The sequence below is a fragment of the Paenibacillus tyrphae genome, from assembly GCF_000722545.1.
Classification (GTDB): domain Bacteria; phylum Bacillota; class Bacilli; order Paenibacillales; family NBRC-103111; genus Paenibacillus_G; species Paenibacillus_G tyrfis.
This window is the reverse complement of the sequence record NZ_JNVM01000018.1, coordinates 37,727-56,296: the sequence shown is the minus strand read 5'-3', so window position 1 is coordinate 56,296 and position 18,570 is coordinate 37,727. Positions and strand designations below refer to the sequence as shown.

The 18,570-nt window shown below is 54.6% G+C and carries 12 protein-coding genes; 9 read left to right on the top strand and 3 right to left on the bottom strand.

The annotated features are described in order from the left end of the window. Positions 1–15: 15 nt before the first annotated feature. Complete coding sequence (locus ET33_RS22260; RefSeq protein ID WP_051775514.1) at positions 16–1,908, top strand: hypothetical protein; 1,893 nt, start codon at positions 16–18, stop codon at positions 1,906–1,908. An 89-nt stretch (positions 1,909–1,997) separates the two neighbouring features. Here the strand turns inward: ET33_RS22260 and ET33_RS22255 are convergent, their stop codons facing one another. Next, a complete protein-coding gene (locus ET33_RS22255) occupies positions 1,998–3,542 on the bottom strand; it encodes an ATP-binding protein (RefSeq protein ID WP_036686916.1) in 1,545 nt (514 codons plus the stop codon). A 403-nt stretch (positions 3,543–3,945) separates the two neighbouring features. Continuing rightward, positions 3,946–4,137 carry a hypothetical protein gene (locus ET33_RS22250; RefSeq protein WP_036686913.1) on the bottom strand — a complete coding sequence of 64 codons (192 nt, stop codon included), beginning with the start codon at positions 4,135–4,137 and terminating at the stop codon, positions 3,946–3,948. 267 nt (positions 4,138–4,404) lie between these two features. Between ET33_RS22250 and ET33_RS22245 the strand changes: the two genes are divergently transcribed. The 8 genes from ET33_RS22245 to ET33_RS22210 all read left to right on the top strand — a co-directional run bounded on the left by ET33_RS22245 (position 4,405) and on the right by ET33_RS22210 (position 16,857). Further along, entirely contained in the window at positions 4,405–6,306 is a 1,902-nt protein-coding gene (locus tag ET33_RS22245; protein WP_036686911.1) for a DUF2334 domain-containing protein, read from the top strand. 382 nt (positions 6,307–6,688) lie between these two features. Further along, positions 6,689–8,836 (top strand): sensor histidine kinase, encoded by a 2,148-nt coding sequence (locus ET33_RS22240; RefSeq protein ID WP_036686907.1) that lies wholly within the window; start codon positions 6,689–6,691, stop codon positions 8,834–8,836. 35 nt (positions 8,837–8,871) lie between these two features. Beyond that, positions 8,872–9,597 (top strand): response regulator transcription factor, encoded by a 726-nt coding sequence (locus ET33_RS22235; RefSeq protein ID WP_036686904.1) that lies wholly within the window; start codon positions 8,872–8,874, stop codon positions 9,595–9,597. 157 nt (positions 9,598–9,754) lie between these two features. After that, a complete protein-coding gene (locus ET33_RS22230; protein WP_036686901.1) occupies positions 9,755–11,599 on the top strand; it encodes a cache domain-containing sensor histidine kinase in 1,845 nt (614 codons plus the stop codon). Further along, complete coding sequence (locus ET33_RS22225; protein WP_036686898.1) at positions 11,574–13,208, top strand: response regulator; 1,635 nt, start codon at positions 11,574–11,576, stop codon at positions 13,206–13,208. Before ET33_RS22230 ends, ET33_RS22225 begins: the two co-directional genes overlap by 26 nt. A 356-nt stretch (positions 13,209–13,564) precedes the next feature. Continuing rightward, positions 13,565–14,944 (top strand): ABC transporter substrate-binding protein, encoded by a 1,380-nt coding sequence (locus tag ET33_RS22220; protein ID WP_036686896.1) that lies wholly within the window; start codon positions 13,565–13,567, stop codon positions 14,942–14,944. Between the two features lie 110 nt (positions 14,945–15,054). Further along, the gene (locus ET33_RS22215) at positions 15,055–15,963 is read left to right on the top strand and encodes a carbohydrate ABC transporter permease (RefSeq protein WP_235206788.1); all 909 of its coding nucleotides are present in this window, start codon (positions 15,055–15,057) and stop codon (positions 15,961–15,963) included. An 18-nt stretch (positions 15,964–15,981) separates the two neighbouring features. Beyond that, on the top strand, positions 15,982–16,857 hold the full coding sequence (locus ET33_RS22210; protein ID WP_051775513.1) for a carbohydrate ABC transporter permease: 876 nt from the start codon (positions 15,982–15,984) through the stop codon (positions 16,855–16,857). A gap of 92 nt (positions 16,858–16,949) precedes the next feature. Here the strand turns inward: ET33_RS22210 and ET33_RS36585 are convergent, their stop codons facing one another. Next, entirely contained in the window at positions 16,950–18,545 is a 1,596-nt protein-coding gene (locus ET33_RS36585) for a stalk domain-containing protein (protein ID WP_051775512.1), read from the bottom strand. Positions 18,546–18,570: the final 25 nt, after the last annotated feature.

The window sequence follows — 18,570 nt, the reverse complement described above, 5'->3', positions numbered from 1 at the left end:
AAGGAGGAATCATCGATGAAACAACCTTGGAAAACAGCGCTAACCTTCGTCATAATCGGAACGACACTCCTTCCGGCAAACCTGCCGGCGCTGGCGGCCGATACGACCCAAGCGACAGTGGCCGCTCCGAGCAACTTCGGCTTAACGGATTCGATCCGTGCCGCGGTAAAAAGTCTGGCGGTAGAAACGACCGCCGGCGGAACACGCATAGGCGCATCCGTTCGTTTGTATAACGGGGGAACGCAGAAAACCCGGATTCCCGATCATCAACTGCACGTCCGCACGACGGGCGGAGTTCAATATACGCTGAAGGCGAGCGCTGCGAACAAGACTGCGCTGGAGCCGGGCGAAATTGGCGAGCTGGTCTATATGACCGTCATCGAGGGCACGCCGGCGATTAAACTGTCGGAACTGTCCTTCGTCAATGTGGATGAGTATGTTTATCCGAAAAAGGAAACGAACCTGCTGACGATTCCGCTAGGTGCGAGGCAAGTATGGTACGCGTCGGCGGCAGGAGCGGATAAAGCCGCCGAGCCGAAGGGATGGGGAGAAGCGTTTGCGATTCCGGGCTTAAATTCCAGCCTGCGCTATACCCCTACGGCGATCAAGGTACAGTATGCGACAGGCGGAGCTTCCACGGGAGCGGCGGCCGGCGCGACCTCCGGTGGCGCATCCGCGCCGGGAGCGGGAGGGGCTGCGGCAGCCCCGGACGGTGCAACTGCTGCGTCTGGCGGAGCGTCCGGCGCACCGGCAGCGGTACCGAATGCGGTGGGAGCAGGAACAGGTCCGGTGGCGCTCGTCACCTTATTGGTGGAAAACCCTGGCGTCGGACGGGAAACGGTACCCGAATTCCGCATCGACGGTCAATCGGATCACAAGACGTATACCGGCAGCCGTACCGAGCAAGGTGCCGTGACGGTCGAGGCCGGCGAGAAAAAATATATTCATTTCGCCGTCCCGGTCGAGAACAATGTGACGCTGACTTCCTTATTCGTTACGACGACCGAAACGTTCGTTTCGGGGGGAGGACAGAGCGCGCCGACTGCGGCAACGGGGTTTGACGTCGGCCGCGTGCAGATTGCGGTTCCGGGCGGCGCGCAGACGGATACGGCGCCTGCGATTTCTTACCGGATCGGCAGCCCTATCGTCTTCGATCCGTTGAATAAAATGATCGACGCCAATACGGAAGTAACCCTGATGGAAATGCATCTTCATGAGAGTGACAACGGCTTTCATTCGGTAGTCGCCAAATTCCGGATCACGAACAAGAGCGATAAGCCGGTGCCGGTGCCCGCTTTCCAGACCGAGATCGTCGGAAGCGACGGAGCCGCTTATGCCGGAGCGCGGCAATCCGGGGTCACCGCTGCGTTGAACCCGAACATGAGCTATATCGTGAATTATTCGTTCAACGTACCGAAGACGGAGAGCGGCAAGCAGCTGACGATCAAGCTGTTGGATACGCAGTCCGCAGCTCCTTATACGAGCACGATCGCTTCCTTGCAGACGGCTGCTGCAAGCAGCGGGGCGGCGGGAGATACGTTCGCCATGTACCCGTTTGATCTGAAAATCGTCGATTGGACATTGTCTGCTACAACTCCTGGCAGCATGGGTGGGTTGATTTACAGCTATAAAATCTCGTTTACGCTGGATGTGAAGCAGACCGACAACGTCGTGGTCGACCAGAACTTCTCTAGGCTTTATATGGAGCTGGTGGACTCGCAAGGACGCATGCTCGGAACAGCCGAAGGTCCGTTCACCGGTCCGAATAAACTGGCAACGGGCAAGCAGATTCTGACCTTCACCGCAAAAACGGAGCAGCTCGAAAATCCGTTTACCATCCGCGTTTATGAAGCATTCGATACGCCAAGCGGGCTGGCCAAACGATACATTACCACGCTCAAACAATAAGCGGTACCGCAGCACAACGAAAAAACAGCCTTTCGAATCACGCCGGACTCGAAAGGCTGTTTGCTTATAACGGGCTTCCGTCTCGCTTGCTAAGACCGGATCTTTCGGACGCCCTGCATATAAATGTCTACGGTCGTGCCTTTTCCCTGCTCGCTGCTTATCTTCATGCTGCCCCCGTGATTTTCGATAATTTTAAAGGTGACCATGAGACCGAGCCCGGTACCTTTCTCCTTCGTCGTATAGAACGGTTCCCCCAGTCGGGGAATTCGGTCTTCTGGAATGCCGCAGCCTTGATCGGTAAACCGCATCAGCAGCTTTCCGCCCTCCATTTTGCGGAATTCGGCGCGGATTTGTCCGCCTTCCGGCATGGCATCGATGGAGTTGTTCAAAATGTTGATAAATACCTGCTTGATTTGATTTTCGTCGCAATTGATTTCGGGAAGATCAGGGTCCGCTTCCGTGACGATGTCGACGTTATGGATCATTGCTTGAGAACCGAGCAGCATAATCGTATTTTCCAGAATGGTGAAGGCATTCTTCGGCTGGTACTTGACGACCTGCGGCTTCGCAATGACCAGAAATTCGCTGACGATAAAGTTGATCCGCTCCAGCTCGTCGACCATGATTTCGAAGTAATTGTCGTAGCCGCTTACCTTGCCTTGGAGCAGTTGGACGAAGCCTTTGAGCGAGGTTAGCGGATTGCGGATTTCATGGGCGACCCCAGCGGCTAGCTGGCCGACGATCGACAGCTTCTCGGAGCGGAGAATCATTTCCTCGGCCCGTTTGCGCTCGCTGATGTCTTGGCCGATCATGTAAACGCCGGCAATTTGTTTGTTAACGAAGATCGGAAAGTTAAATACGCTGAGCTCGACCGGATTGCCGTCCTTGCGTACAAACGTAATCTCATAATGAGGAGTCATGCCGTTGAGCGTTTCCTCGAAATGGTCGAGCCACCGCGTGTAATCTTCCGGGAAAATCAGCGGATTGATCGTGCGGTGAAGCAGATCCGCTTCCGAATAGCCGGTAACGTCGAACATGGCGGGATTGACGCTCGTAATGAGGCCCGACAGGTTCAGCGAGCAGATCGGATCGGGATTGTGTTCGAACAGCGATTTATAACGCAGCTCGCTTTCTTCAAGCAGCAGCTCGGTCTTTTTCTTATCGTACAGCGCTTTGATCATCGCGTAAGAACGGGCGAACCGATGATCCTCTTCTTGGGCTAACACGTTCTCGAAAATTCGATCGGCTTCGTCGTCGATGATGCCTTTGTCGAGATCCTTCATCTTTCCTAGAAGATTCATGACGTTCGTAATATGCTCGCCGTGAATCCAGGCGGCGGAAGCGGTTTTATAATGGGGCGTTGGACCGTGCTGCAATGTGACGATTCCTTTGCGCGGCTCATACTCCGTTACGTGGTTCATATTGACCACATTCATCTGATCGATCAGGCGAAAGCCCTCCTCGTACAGCCACTCTTCGAAAGCTTCCAGCGACGCTGCCCAGTAATATTTATCGGAAACCGTATGAATGATATATTCTTTATCCCGTACGCATTCGATTTTAACGACTTCATCGGAAGAGATGATGGTGATGTCAGAACTTTTTTTATCACGAATGACTGGGATTTTTTGCATATTTTGATATCACCTGCCTGTCGCATTCGATTCATTATACCATGCTTACCCCCATCGTAACAGATTAAAAATAGGCCCAAAGGCAAATCCGAATGGGGGTCAGGTGCTTCGGAGCGTAAGCGCCAAGCCGGCTTCCAAACGATATCTCCCGGCCGGTAAAGGCGCGGAGAAGCGGCCATTTCATTATATAGCGTGCCGAATCGGGAAGTAAAATGCCGAGCAGGGATAGTGGACTTTTGCAGAGGGAAACGGCGGTATAGGGTTTATTTTGAATAGGCAAACGGGGGATGAGCCGCGTATGGAAGCTTGCGGTTAAGTCGCAAGCCTCCGGACGACATGGGTTGAAGAGCCTCTTGGCGGGATAAGGATACGGATGATGGAGAACAGCGGCTTAAGGTACCCTTTAGTGGGCTGGCGCGCCGGTTTCTTCCGGCAGAAAGGGGACTTGCCTCGCAAACTCGGTTTCGAGCGTAGTCATGCGGTGTTCCATGGCTGACAATTTCCGCTCAAGGGCGGCAAAGCTTAGGGAAATTCCGGCATAACGCTTATGCAGGTCCGTCAGCTCTTTCGTTATCGCTTTCAATTGATTTTCCATGCGTCGAAAGCACCCCTCTCTCGGAATTTTCGTTTTTTATATGATTCGGGCGGCGCAGAGCCGTTTAGGTCCGTCGGCAGGGAGGGCAGGAAAATATGGTGAATAAGCCATACTTTCAACCTTATCGCTGCAAAAAAAACCATACTCGTCCGGCGGGAAATCTGTTACAATCGGGTGTAGATTTACAATTATTTTGTAAGCGTTTTAACGCGCTTTTCATTGCGATTTAGCGTTGTTTTGCAGCCAGAAGGGAGTCCCTGACACCGAATGATCTATTTACGCCATTCGAAATGGCTACGTTTTGTTGTTTCCTTAATCGCGCTTACGCTGCTGCTGTCGGCGTATCGGATTTTTACCGTAGAAGGCGAGGCCCGTACGTCCAAATTCGTCTTAATGCGGTTGGAGGACATTGGTCCCGGCGGACAATATGCTTCGCTTGAGGAGCTTGGAAAGCTGAGAACCGTGCTGGAATATTTGCGCGACCAGAAGGTGGCGTATCATCTCGCGGTTATTCCCCGCTGGATCAATCTGCCCCCGGACGGATCGCGGTACGACGTACCGCTCGATCAGGAGGGCAACCCGTATGCGGCCGCTTTCCGCAAGGTGCTCCAACAGGCTTCGGACAGCGGTGCGGTCATCGGCATGCACGGCTATACGCACCAAGTCGGCAGCGTGCGCCGGGATGACGGCCACCACGAATCGGGGATCGGCAACGAGTTCCAAGTGCCGGATGTGGAAGAAACGATGAAGACATCGTATGCGGAGCAGCGCATAAAAGAGGGGATTGCGATATTCGAGCGTGCGGGACTGAAGCCGCAGTTCTGGGAGGCGCCGCATTACCGAACTACCGCCGAACAGGACCGGGTGTTCCGGTCGTACTTCGGCTTGAACTATCAGGCGGAGGTACAGTCTCATCGCAATGCCGAAGGCGTCTTTTATCTGAATCAGCGCAATACCGGCTACGGCAGTCCGACGCTTGGCGCGGCTTACGTTCCGACGCCTTACGATTACATTCCTTATAATAAAGACGAGAAAGTGATTGTGGACCGGGTCGGTCGCTCGAATCACGTGGCTTCCTTTTTTTATCATCCTTTTCTCGAGTTCAAATACCTGACTCCTGTTCTGGATACGGAAGGCCAACCGGTCATGCGGGACGGCCTTCCGGAATTCCGGTACCCCGAGCAGAACAAGAGCGTGCTGCAAAAGCTCATTGCCGACCTTCGGGCGAAAGGGTACGCCTTCCGCTCCATCCACGACTATGTACCGTTCACGCCTGCTCAGAGCGTCAAGCTGCTGCCGGGCGGTAAACAGAACGTTTTTCTTGAAGACGTCGACGGCGACGGGCAAGCCGATACAGTGCAGTGGAATGCGGCGAATGGGGAGATCAGCGTGATTCCCGGCCGGTTCAAGGGACTGCGCAATGAAGCGCAGCCGGCGCCGGTGCGATGGGGGCAGGCGGAATATGCGAACGGGGCTGCCGCCGCCGTCAGCGGCAAAGATGCGGAAGGGCTGGGCAGCTTTTGGACGGCGAATCCGAGCGGGCGCTTGGACCGCTATGTATCGGACGGGCGACAGTTTCATCTGGCGCAGAGCTGGAAAATTGAAGCCAAAGCTTGGAGCTCCTTATACACGCTCCCGTTATCGAACGGCGAAGTGGTTGTAGCCGGACTAACGAAGGATAAGCTTCAACTATACGGTTGGCGAATCCGGGGGAAGGAAATGAAGCCGATTAAACCGTACAAGCTCCGAAGCGAAATGAATCAGGAGCTTCAGGTTCGCATGGAGGGTGGTCCAGCGCTGTTTGCCTCTAAAGACGGCGCCTCGGGCGGCATTCAGCTTCAGCCGGATACCGCCGACATGACGTGGAAGCTGACCCGCGTGGACCTCGGTCTCCCGAATGAAGACGGCTTGATCCGGCTCGGGGACTTCAACGGGGACGGACGGGAAGACGCGCTCCGCTGGGACCCGAAGACGATGCGCTGCACCGTCTATGTAAGGGATGAGGACCGGGAGTGGAAGCTGCTTTCCACCTTTGGGCCGTGGGGGACGCCGGGAAAAGGCGTTAATCTGATGGTCCGGGATGTCGATGGCAATGGAAAAGCCGACCTGGTGTTGATCGACCGCTCCGGCGGTACCTTGGATTTCGCCCTATCTTACCAAAGCAAATAAGCAAGCTATGGAATGTACGAGAGAGCGTCAGCTATGATATTGTATATTTTCATTTCATTAAGCTGTTACCCGGCCCGGCGGATTACGCCGGGTCGTTTTACATAGGAAAGAAAGCTTTAAAGATCTGCCTTGGAATAGGAAGAAAAGACTATAGTATTTTCTCCCTTGTTCAGTTCGGCAAATTCAGGCACAATGGGAAGAGATAGGTAGACCGGAGTCTGGAAAAAGCAGGATTTAACGCTTGAGGGGCGAATACACAATTGATCGAACCGATCAGTTTTAAACAATCATCATGTCAACAAGAATACCAAACGAAATTGGCTGAAAGAATCGCAAGCGGCATCCGCCGGTATCTCGAAGCCGGAGGAGCGTGAGGTAGCACATGCCGCTGGAACGAATATCGAGGCGGGTTGCCGCATTTTTCACTATTGTCGTTTTTTTGATCGTAGGGCTGATTGCGGGAGAACGGTTATTCTTCACCTATGGCAATTCGCCGACAGCAGTACGGGGCGAATTGGATCTGCGGGGATGGGATTGGGACCGGAAAGGGTATCTTCCGCTGAACGGTGAGTGGGAGTTTTATTGGAACGAATTCAAGCACCCCGCAGACTTGGCGGCGGATCGCTTCGGAGCACCAAGCTACGCCAGGCTTCCGGGTTCCTGGAACGGCACGACGAAGGACGGAAAGGTGCTGACGGGCGAAGGGTACGCTACCTACCGCCTCAAGATTTTGTTGTCCGATGATGAGCGGATGCTTGCCCTGCGGCTTCCCCCGATCTATACGTCTTATAAGCTCTGGGTGAACGGAAAGGAAATCGCGTCCGCCGGAACTGCAAGCAGATCCGAGCCGGAATCGAAGCCTCATTTTTTAACCCAGCTGGCCGTAGCTCATCCCCATACGAGCGAACTGAGGGTGGTTCTTCAAGTATCGAACTATTCGCACGAGAAGGGCGGCATCCGGCAGCCGATCGAGTTCGGCCTGTTCGAGTCGGTAGCGAGGGCGAAGCAACTGTCGGTCGGCTTCGATACGCTGCTGATCGGCTGCTTGCTGATCATGGGGCTTTATCATCTTGGCCTGTTTGTCGTACGGACCAAAGAGCTGGCTATGCTTTATTTCGGATTATTTTGCATCGTATTCTGCCTGCGCATGGCGCTGATCGGGGAAATGGTCGTGACCCAGGCGTTTCCCCGCTTCGATTGGACGCTGGCGCTAGTTCTGGAGTATTTGACGGCGGATTTGAGCATGCTGCTGTTCGTCTTATTTTTCGCCAGCATGTATCCGAGGGAGAGTTCGCGGAAAATAACGACGTATTTCTGTGTGGTAGCGCTGGCGTACGCCGCTGTCATTCCGCTGCTGCCTGCCATGCTCTTTACGAAATGGCTTATCGTCCTGCAGCTGATCTTGGGAACGGGTGTCTGCTACAACTTAAGCATCATCGTGCTCGCCTTTTTGCGCAGAAGAGAGGGCGGAGGGCTGCTGCTGTTCGCCGGCTTGATCTTTGCGGCTACCATCGTCAATGATATGCTGTACGCTCACGAACTGGTGCAGACGACGGACAAGATGTCCGCTTTTGGCCTGTTAATCTTTATTTTCTCCCAGTCGGTGCTGCTGTCGGTCAAGCTGTCCCGGGGGTACGGGAGCGAGGAAAAGCTTTCCGCCACTTTGACGCAGCTGAACAGCGGCTTGCACGACAAGATCAAGGAACGGACGGCCGATCTCGAGGAGGCGAATCTGGAGCTGCGGCGGAAAAATGACGAGCTGTCGCGGATGGAGAAGTCCCGGAGCCGGCTGCTCAGCAATATATCGCATGATTTGGGCACTCCGCTGACGACGATCCAGTGCTATTTGGAGGCCGTGCTGGACGGCATCGTAGATACGGAGGAGCAGAAGGAACGTTATTTGCGGCTTATTCACAGCAAAGTCGTCAGCATGGACCGGTTGATCGAGGACCTGTTCCAGCTCTCCCAGCTTGAAGCGAGACAAGTGACCTTCAAAAAGCAGCTCATGCGCACCGACCGCCTGATTGAGCTGCTGTTCAGCCGCTACGAGCTGGATACGCGCAATGCGGGCATTCATTATATGCTGACGCTTCGGGCCGAAGGAGACGATCAGGCGCGTGAATTTTCCGCGGTGGAGGTCGATCTGGAGCGGCTGCATCAGGTGTTCAGCAACTTGATCTTCAATGCGATCAAGTTCACGCCGGAAGGCGGCTCCATTCAGGTAGAAATGATCGACGATGGGGAACAACTGCTGTGCCGGGTCAGCGATACGGGGGGCGGCATTAACGAACAGGATTTGCCTTACGTGTTCGACCGGTTCTATACCAGCGGCCGATCGCGCAATTCCGCTGCAGGCGGCAAAGGGCTCGGGCTATCCATATCCAGAGAAATCATAGAATATCATGGGGGACGCATTTGGGTCGACCGGACCGAACCGGGACGAGGAACCGTGTTCTGCTTCACGATACCCGCCGCCAACCTTCAAAAAAAGCTTGACCGGCAACAGTCCAATTGTTTATTCTCTTCTTAGGACCAGGGAACTACATCGATGCGGTGGTGAAACGGATGACGGAGCAAACAGTGTTAGTTGTGGAAGATGATCCCGAGATTCGGGAAGTGATCCGTCTTTACTTGGAAAAAAACAATTACCGTGTCCAGCTCGCAACCAGCGGCGAAGAAGCGCTTATGATCGCGGAGGCGGAGCGGCCGGATCTGGCGATACTGGACGTGCTTCTGCCGGGGCGAAGCGGCTTCGAAGTATGCCGGGAGCTTCGGGCGGTTTCTCCCGTGCCGATCTTATTTTTGAGCTGCAAAAAAGACGAGGCGGACAAAATCGCCGGCTTGAATCTGGGCGGCGACGATTATATTACGAAGCCTTTCAGCCCGAACGAGCTGATGGCCCGGGTACGCGCCCATTTGCGCAGGCCGCATTTGGCTGCGGCGGAGCAGGCGGGAGGACAGCCCGACAAGCTGGTCGTCGGCAATCTGCGGATCGACCGGTTAAGCCGTGTGGTGAGAGTGAGCGGGCAAGAAGTAACGCTGTCCCGCAAGGAATTCGATCTATTGAGCTTTCTCGCTTCGCGTCCGGAGCAGACCTTCAGCCATGAGCAGCTGTTCCGCGAAATTTGGGGACAGGAAAGCTTCAATGATACGAGAACGATTATCGTACATGTGAGCAACCTTCGCAAGAAAATAGAGCCGGACCCGTCGAATCCGAAATATATTATCAACGTCCATGGCGTAGGCTATAAATTTATCGCCAGCGGGGCGAGCCATGCACTGAAACTGTAAACCGTAACCTTGAGCCATTCAAGGCACGGTTTATTTTTTTTTCGCGACAGGAAGGAGAGGCGGTAAATTTACGCTCGCAGCAGGGCATCCGGTAATTTTTATCCCTTTTCGGGCACATCAGGTTTATGCTACAACAGACTAGAAAGAGGTGGTAGCCATGCCGTGGTTCGGAGCCTGCATGCGCCGGGCGGCGGAGCGTTTCCGCGATTGGGGGCTCGAATGGAAGGTGTTCCTGATGACATCGGTCGTTATTCTGATTGCCGTGCCGTTGACGGGGGCATTTTCGTTCAATCAGGCGGCCCGCTATATCGAAGAATACGCCTATAACGCCGCAGACCGGACGGTTAGCCAGCTTAGCGCCAATGTTGGCAACGAGCTGAAGAACGTCAGCGACAAGCTGTACTGGATCAATTCCAGCGACGAGCTGGCGCGGGCGATCGAATGGAGCCAGAACCGGTCGGATGAAACGTATTCCGTCGTTTTCAATAACGTATTTTCGCTGTTCTCAAAAGCGAGTCTGTCCTCGCCTACGATTCGCGGGATTTATTTATATACGCCCAAGGGAGAATTTTTCGAAGGATTTCCGGCGGCAAGAAAGGAAACCGATTTCAAGGAGACGGTGTATTACAAGGCGATTAAGCCGTCGTCGACGAACCGCTGGATCTATACCGGGCAAAATCCGCTGTTCGTGCAGGAAGGAGCGGTGATCGGTCTGGTCAGCCGGCCAGCCACGGCCACCGGGGCGGTGGAGCTGGACAATTATTTGGTGATTACGCTGCGGGCAGACTATTTCGAACGCAACCTGCAGACCATCCAGTTGGTGCCTGACGGATTCTCGATGATTTTGGACGAGAACGGCCAGCCGATCCTGCTGTCCTCCCGGAGCGAGGTGACAGAACAGTTTCTGGATCAGGCGCAGGTGCCGGATTTCTCGGGCAAACCGTCGTTTTTCGAAGCGAAGCTGGGAGACGAGACGTACCTGGTCAATCATAAGCCGATTCCGATTGCCGGCTGGCAGGCGCTCGTCGTTCAGCCGAAAAAGCAGCTGCTCGTCAAGATCGCTTACATTAAATATTTTACGATACTGCTGACGGTGGTGCTGCTGGCGTTCTCTTTCTTTATGAACAAGTTTATCGCCCGCTGGGTCACCCTTCCGGTGCGCAGGCTGCAGCGGCTCATGTCCCAAGCCAAAAAAGGCGACCTCGACGTGCGCTTCGCTTCCGAGAGCCGGGACGAGATCGGCGAGCTGGGGCGGCGGTTCGACGAGCTGCTGGACCAAATTCAACGGCTGCTGAAGCAGGTGGTGGAGGAGAGCCTCGCGAAGCGGAGGGCGGAGATGCGCGCGCTTCAGGCGCAGATCAATCCGCATTTTCTATACAATACGCTTGACGAAATTTATTGGAAGTCGCTCGAATTCAACGATTCGTCGGCCAGCGATATTATTTTGTCGCTGTCCCGCTTTTTCCGGCTCAGTCTGAACCGTGGCGAGGAAGCGACGACCGCGGGGAAGGAAATGGAACACGTCGAGCAATATTTGAAGCTCGTCAATTATCAATACAGGCGGCAGTTTGCGTTCGAGGTGTCGGTGGACGAGCGGACGAAGGAAACGGTCGTACCGAAAATCATCCTGCAGCCTTTGGCGGAAAATGCGGTGCTGCACGCGTTTAAGGACAACGAGTATCAAAATAACCGGATCTATGTGAAAAGCTTCCGGGAAGGAACGGACACGACGGTGCTGACCGTGGAAGACAACGGCTCGGGGATCGATCCGGAGCTGATCGGACTCTTCAACGCACCGCTGGTGGACGCGGCGTCAGGCGTCGCTTCTCAGAGCGGAGAAGGCTACGCGATTATGAATATTAAGGAACGGCTTCGCTACTTTTTCGGGGAACGCGCATCGTTCCGGGCCGAGAGCCGGGTAGGGGAAGGCTCACGATTCGAGATCCGCATCTGCGATGCGAAGGAGGAGGCACCGCATGAAAGTACTGCTGGTGGACGATAAGGAGAGCGTCGTGCAGGGCATCCGCAAGCATATTCCTTGGGAGACGCTCGGCGTATCGCAGGTCGAGATCGCACTCGACGGTAAGGAAGCGCTGCACCGCTATGCAAGCGATCCGGCCGATCTTATCGTGACGGATATCAAGATGCCGAATATGAACGGCATCGAGCTGATGGAGCACATCAGGGCGCGCTTCGACCGGGCTATCCGTTTCGTCGTACTTAGCGGCTACGAGGAATTCGACTACGCCAAGAAAGCGCTTGCGCTCGGTGCTTCGAACTATGTATTGAAACCGGTTGACATTAAAGAAATGACCGGGATTATCGCCAAGCTGCTCGGCGAGCTTCGCAAGGAGCAGGAGCGGGACGCGCAGCGGGTGAAGTTTCAGCAAACGATCCGGCGAAGCCTGCCGGCTCTGCGGCAGCAATATTTGAACGAGATGATCCGGTTTCGGGACGAGCGGCAGGTACGCTTGCGGGATAAATGGGATTTCGCGGAAATCCCGCTCAAGCCTTCGAACTTTGCGCTGCTGGCTGTCGCGATTGAACTCTTCGATGAAATTTCGCATAAGCCCGTAGAGGAAGTTGAGCTCAGCCGCTTTATCGTCGAGAACATTGTCGGCGACTGCTTGTCGTCGTGGGGGACAGGCATCGCTTTTTATGCCGAATGGGGCCTGCTGGCGATGCTCGTCAATTACGACCCGGCCGAGCCGGCCAAAGAGGTCAAGGAACAGCTGCTGAAATTTGCGGACTGGTGCCGCACTTCGGTAGAGAAGCATTCGGGCCTCACGGTAACGATCGGCATCAGCTCGTTATGTCCGGAGCTGCGCGAGCTGCCCGGCGCATACCGGGAAGCATGCGAGGCGATCGAGCATGTGTATTTTTTCGGGAACAACCAGGTGGTTCACGTGGAGGACTTGATCCCGTTCCGGATGAAGCGGACCGGTTACCCGGCGCTTCAGGAGCAGGAACTGCTGACGCTCGTCAGGCGGGGACAGGCGGAATCGGCCCAGGAAGCGGCGGCTTCCTTCTTCCGTGCGCTCGAAGGGGAGGAGGGCAAGCCAGCCGACTTCCGTTTCTCCTGTATTCAGCTTGTCACTGCGCTGAACCGGCTTCTGCACGATCTGGGGATGACGGAAGGGGAACGCGGCCCGCTGCCCGAGGCGTGGTTTGAGCTGTGCAACCGCGCGAAGCTATGTGAGCTTAAGGTGCATATTCCGGTCTGGTTCCATCAGGCGGCGCTGCAGGTCAAGCAGTTTGTCCAGGCGGGCTCCAAATCGATTGTCAGCGAAGCGAAGGCGTTCATCGAGCAGAACCTGCTGCAGCCGATCGGGTTGTCGGCGGTAGCGGATTATGTCGGCGTCAGCCCCAACTACTTCAGCGGCTTGTTTAAACGGGAGACGGGAATCTCCTTCGTGGAATACGTCACCGATCTGAAGCTGGCCCAAGCCAAAGACTGGCTGGAGGACGCAGCCATTCCCATCTATGAGATTGCCGAGCGGCTCGGGTACCATGACCGCAAATATTTCCGCGAAATTTTCAAGAAAAAGAACGGCATCACGCCGTCCGAGTACCGCGAGCAGCGACTCGGCACCTCGACGGGGGAGGAGTAAATCCTCCCTCGGAGTGTTGAGAAAGTGGTCGTTATAAAAAAATAGAAAATATACGGAGGTGGGGTATCTACTGGAGGAGCGATAGCGTTCGCCTTTGTCTGCGGGAAATACCCGCTGCTAAGCGGCTTTAATCAAAGTTTCCCGCTGACAAGAGCGACCGGAAGTAGATACCCCACCCCCTCGTAACATCTATTGATCCACTTGACCACTTTCTCAACAAGCTCAAGGAGGAATAAATCCTCCCCCTCTCTCATGAAAATTCCCTCCCTAGGAAATTCGACACGGTTCGCTATACTTGGAAATAGGAAGATCAACTCACGTATACGCAGAGAATCTTACAGGGGAGGACGAAATCCGTGAATACAAAAGGCTATGTAAAGCTCGGATTGGCGATGGCATTAGCTTCATCGGCGCTGGCAGGATGCGGCGGCGGCGAACAAACGAAAACCGGCTCCGAAAGCGGTGGCGCAAGCGGCCAACCGGTCAAGCTGAAATTTTGGACGAATGCGCGGCATGACGCCGACTTGATGAAAACGAAGCTGGACGAGTTCAATCAGAAGTTTAAAGGCAAGATCGAAGTCGAATCCCAGATCATGACGGACAACTACGAGCAAGCACTGCAAACGGCGATTCAAGCGGACGAGGCGCCGGATATTTTCAACGCCAAAATGAAGCTCAAGTTAGAAGATTTAGTAAAAATGAAAGCGATTCAACCGCTCGACGAGTTCTTGACGCCGGAAGTGAAGTCCCGCTTTGGCGACAACCTGCTGAAGGTCGACCGGCAAAACTCGCTGGATGGCAAAACTTACAGCCTTCCGAACTACGGCACAACCTGGCGGCTGATTTATAACAAAGACCTGTTCGCCAAAGCCGGCCTGAGCGAGCCGCCGAAGTCGATGGCGGAGCTTGTGGACTATGCGAAGAAAATTACCGAAGCGGGCAAAGCGGACAACGCCTACGGCTTCGCATTAAACATGAAAACACCTGCCGCGGCCTTCGAACGCGGACTGCTGCCGATGGTTCGTCTCGACGGCAAAGACTACTACGACTGGAAAAACGGGAAGTACGATTTCGAAGTGCTGAAGCCTTATGTTCAAGCGCTGAAGCAAATCGTCGATAACAAAAGCATTCTTCCGGGCTACGAATCGCTGGATATCGACCCGCTGCGCAACCAGTTTGCGGCAGGCAAAATCGGTATGTACTTCTCGCTGTCCGCCGAGCCGGGCGTGTACGATACCCAGTTCCCGACCAAAGTCAACTGGGGCGTAGCGCAGGTGCCGACGCTCGATGGCGGAACGCCGAAGGGCGCGAACTATATCAACGGCGGCGCATCCTGGCTGTATATGTCCGGGAAAAGCAAGTACAAAAAAGAAGCTTGGGAGCTGATGAACTTCCTCTACAGCGACGACGTGCTCGTTCCTTACTACGAGCAGGGTAAGGGGATCAGCGTCGTGCCCAGCGTTCTCGCCAAAGCGAAAGAGCCAACGCTCAAAAATTTCAAGGAATTCGCACCGAAGGACGATGTCATGTGGCCGGCATACCCCGTGCACAAAATCGAGGGCAAGCCGTGGCAGAACGTCATCTCCGAGACGATTCTCGGCTTGACCCCGCTTGACAAAGGAATCGAAGATCTGAACAAGCGTTACAACGACGGCTTGAACAACGAAGAAAAGGCCGGCAACATGAAGCGGATCGTCGAGCCGAATTTCGACCCGCGCAGCCAAATTAAAAAATAAAGTTCTCGTTTGCATAAACGACCGGGCAGCAGGTGGCTCTCCTATATGGATATCCGGGAGTCGCCTGCTCTCTTTTTGCCAAAAATCGCCTTTGGAAGGAGCTGATTTGCGTGCCGCTCAAAAAAAGATTGAAGGAATATACGGGACCTTACGTCATGGTTCTGCCAACGGTCGTTCTCCTGCTGCTGTTTGCCATCTATCCTCTGGCGTGGGCCTTCAAATATATGTTCTATGACTATGACGGCTTTTCGGATGCGACCTTCATCGGGCTCGAAAACTTTGTCCGGCTGTTCACGCGCGACTCGCAGTACTGGCATTCGGTCTGGAACACGCTGCTGTTTACAGCCGGAAAGCTCGTCATTACCTTGCCGCTTTCCCTGATCTTAGCTTTCATCCTGAACAACAAGCTGTTCGGCAAAAATACGATGCGCGCTATCATTTTCATGCCGACCATCATCAGTACGGCCGTCATCTCGCTCGTCTTCTACCTGATGTTCAACTCGTACAACGGGATTATTAACAAAATGCTTTTATCGATTGGATTAATCGATCAACCGATCGAATGGCTCGGCGTCAAGTACTCGATGCTCACCGCCATTCTCGTCGCTATCTGGGGCGCGGTCGGTAACTACATGGTGCTGTTTCTCGCGGGCTTGCAGGGCATCTCGAACGATTTGTACGAAAGCGCAGCCATCGACGGTGCGAATAAGGTTCAGCAGTTCTGGTACGTCACGATACCGCTGCTCGGACCGGTCATGCAGATCATCGTCATGCTGGCGATTGTCAACACGCTCAAGAGCTACGAAAGCATCATGGTCTTGACGGCCGGAGGTCCCGGCGGCACAACGGAAGTCATGTACTTGTACATCTACAAGCTGTTCTTCCCGGTGTCCGAGGGCGATGCGGTCGTGCAGCAGTACGGCTACGGCGCTGCCGTAGGCTTCGTCTCCGCGCTGATCGTCGGTCTGCTTACGTCCGCTTACTTATATATCTCGCGCAAATCCAGTCAGGCGCACTAAGGAAGGAGGAACCGTATCATGAGCACAATCGCCGCCAAAAAGGGCGCTTCCGTACGCGTCGGCCCGCTGCTGGCCTGGACGATCGTCTGGATCTTTCTGCTGAGCATCGTCATCGCGATATTGTATCCGGTCGTCTTTACGTTATTCGGCTCGTTTAAGTCGAATTTCGAGCTGCTGAACAGCACGAGCATATGGCCGAAGGAGTGGCATTGGAAAAACTACGCCGAGGCCTGGGAGCGGGCCAACTTCGCCAAATATACGTGGAACAGCTTGTTTATCTCCATTGCGTCCACGGTCATCAATATCATCGTCTGCTCGATGGGTGCTTATGCGCTGGGCCGGCGCATGTTCCCGGGACGCGGCCTCATCATGGCTGTCCTTGCAGTTACGATGTTCATCACGATCGGGGCCATTACGTACCGTCCGCTCTACGACATGATGCGCGAAGTGCATTTGCACAAGTCGCTGTGGAGCATCGTGCTGATCTTCGTCGGCACGCACTTGTCCTTTAATATTTTTCTGCTTGAGCGGTTCGTACGCTCCATTCCTAAAGACTTGGATGAGGCGGCGACGATCGACGGCTGCGGATTTTTCGGAATCTATTGGCGCATTATTTTGCCGCTGCTTACGCCGGGTCTCGGCGTCGTGGGACTATTTACGTTCCGCGAGTCGTGGAACCAATACGTGCTCCCGCTTATTTTTACGATGACGAATCCCGACTTGCGGCCGCTGACGGTCGGGGTCATCTCGCTAAAGTACTCCGCCAACGCTGCGGCGGAATGGCACTTGATGCTGTCCGGCTCGATGGTATCGATGCTCCCGATTCTGGTCGTCTACTTCCTGATGAACAAGTCGTTCATCGCCGGCATGACCAGCGGCTCCGTCAAGGGGTAAGCACGAGAACGTGCGCAAAGAAGCCTGCATCCGCAACGATGCAGGCCTTTTTGCGCGCTTGTAAGTTATAACGAACAATGGATCATCATTACTTACTTCAGCTGCTTGATGATTTCTAAGTGCTGGTCGTTCGCTCTTTTCAACTCGTTGTTGTAATTGTCTCTTAGGAAGTTCAGCTGATCCCTCAGCGCCTCGATTCGCTGTTGGGCCGATCCTTTGGCATGGATCTGCGTGATCAGCGTCTGAACATTCGTCAGCTGCTTGTTCAGCTCGGCTTTGGCCGCTTCCGCCGCCTTGGAATAATCGCCGGCCAACGAATTCAGCCTATTCGAAATATCCATCTGCTTCGTCTCGGCTTCCTTCAGCGCTTTGTTATATTCCGCCTGGCTGGAGTAGGTTCCCGGGTTATCCTTGCGGATTTGGGCGATTTGGTCTTCCAGCTGCTTTTTGTTCTGATTGTAGTTCTCCCGGATCGAATTCACGAGCTTCTCGTGACGGTCGTTCTCAAGCTTGACCCTGTCCGGCTGCGCCGAAGGATTCGTATTCGGCAGCGTCGTGCTGCCGTTGCCCATATCGACTTTGCGGGTCAGGACGTCGTTGGAAAATTCGCTGACGGAAAGTAAGGTGCCTTTTTTGTCATAATGAGAGATGATGCCGTTCATCATGTTGTTCTTAAAATCCCCGACCAGCTTCTCGCCCTTGGTCGTCGTATAGGTTCCTTTGCCTTCGCGCCGTCCGTCGAAGAAATAGCCTTCGTATACGTCGCCGTTCTTGTAGACGAGCTTGCCGGCTCCGCTCGGCTTGTCGTTATCGAAAGGACCGGTATATTTGTCGCCGTTTTCGTAGTACAGCGTCCCTTTTTCCCGCTCGCCGACTGAGAAGGTGCCGTCGAATAGCAGTGAGCCTGTGGAAGAGTACTGCTTGCCGGAGCCGGTACGCACCCCATTTTTCAGATTCCCGTCAAATTCCAGCTGGCCGTTCTCGTAGAAGCTCTTGAGGTGGCCGTCTCCGGGGAGGCCGTTCGTCATCGTGCCTTCGAACAGCAGCTTGCCGCCCAGGTTGTACAGCTTGCCCCGTCCTTCGGGGTACCCGTTCACCATCTGGCCGGTATACCTGTCCCCGTTCGGATAGGTGTAGTCTCCTTTGTCGGGCTTGGTCGTGTCGGTGCCGCTGCCCGGTTTGGTTCCGGAGTCTCCGCCGCCGGGCTTGGAGCCGCCGCCTGTGGTCCCGCCGGAATTCCCGGGCCCTGTCGAATCCGCCGAACTTTTTATATGTACCGACATGCTTTTTCCGTCCCATGTCACATCTTTGCCGCTCGCTTCGCTGACGAACCGCAGCGGGATGAACGTATTGCCCTCGACGAGCCGAGGCGCAAGCTCAAGCTCGTTCAGCCGATCGTTGATATAAGCGTCCGTATCGTCGATGACCAGCTTAATGGAGAGATCGTCCTTCGTGCCGGTCACGGTTTGCGTAGCCTCGTCCCAGCCGACCGTGAGCCCTATTTTTTCAAAAATCGGGCGGAATTGAACCAGCGTCGTTCCATTTTCCAAAATGGGCTGAACTTCGAATTTGATAGGCTTGCCGTCCAGATACACACGCACCTGCGGATCGGCTGCGTTCGCGAAGCTCGGTGCCGCAAGCGCCGTCCAGAGCAAACAGGCCGGCAGCATGGCGTACCATTTGTTCATACAGAATTTCCCTCCTATTCGTCCT

What these genes read in the sequence shown, in the direction of transcription:
- ET33_RS22260 (WP_051775514.1), top strand. Translation starts at nt 16, where the DNA reads ATGAAACAACCTTGGAAAACAGCGCTAACCTTCGTCATAATCGGAACG.
- ET33_RS22255 (WP_036686916.1), bottom strand. Translation starts at nt 3,542, where the DNA reads ATGCAAAAAATCCCAGTCATTCGTGATAAAAAAAGTTCTGACATCACC.
- ET33_RS22250 (WP_036686913.1), bottom strand. Translation starts at nt 4,137, where the DNA reads ATGGAAAATCAATTGAAAGCGATAACGAAAGAGCTGACGGACCTGCAT.
- ET33_RS22245 (WP_036686911.1), top strand. Translation starts at nt 4,405, where the DNA reads ATGATCTATTTACGCCATTCGAAATGGCTACGTTTTGTTGTTTCCTTA.
- ET33_RS22240 (WP_036686907.1), top strand. Translation starts at nt 6,689, where the DNA reads ATGCCGCTGGAACGAATATCGAGGCGGGTTGCCGCATTTTTCACTATT.
- ET33_RS22235 (WP_036686904.1), top strand. Translation starts at nt 8,872, where the DNA reads ATGACGGAGCAAACAGTGTTAGTTGTGGAAGATGATCCCGAGATTCGG.
- ET33_RS22230 (WP_036686901.1), top strand. Translation starts at nt 9,755, where the DNA reads ATGCCGTGGTTCGGAGCCTGCATGCGCCGGGCGGCGGAGCGTTTCCGC.
- ET33_RS22225 (WP_036686898.1), top strand. Translation starts at nt 11,574, where the DNA reads ATGAAAGTACTGCTGGTGGACGATAAGGAGAGCGTCGTGCAGGGCATC.
- ET33_RS22210 (WP_051775513.1), top strand. Translation starts at nt 15,982, where the DNA reads ATGAGCACAATCGCCGCCAAAAAGGGCGCTTCCGTACGCGTCGGCCCG.
- ET33_RS36585 (WP_051775512.1), bottom strand. Translation starts at nt 18,545, where the DNA reads ATGAACAAATGGTACGCCATGCTGCCGGCCTGTTTGCTCTGGACGGCG.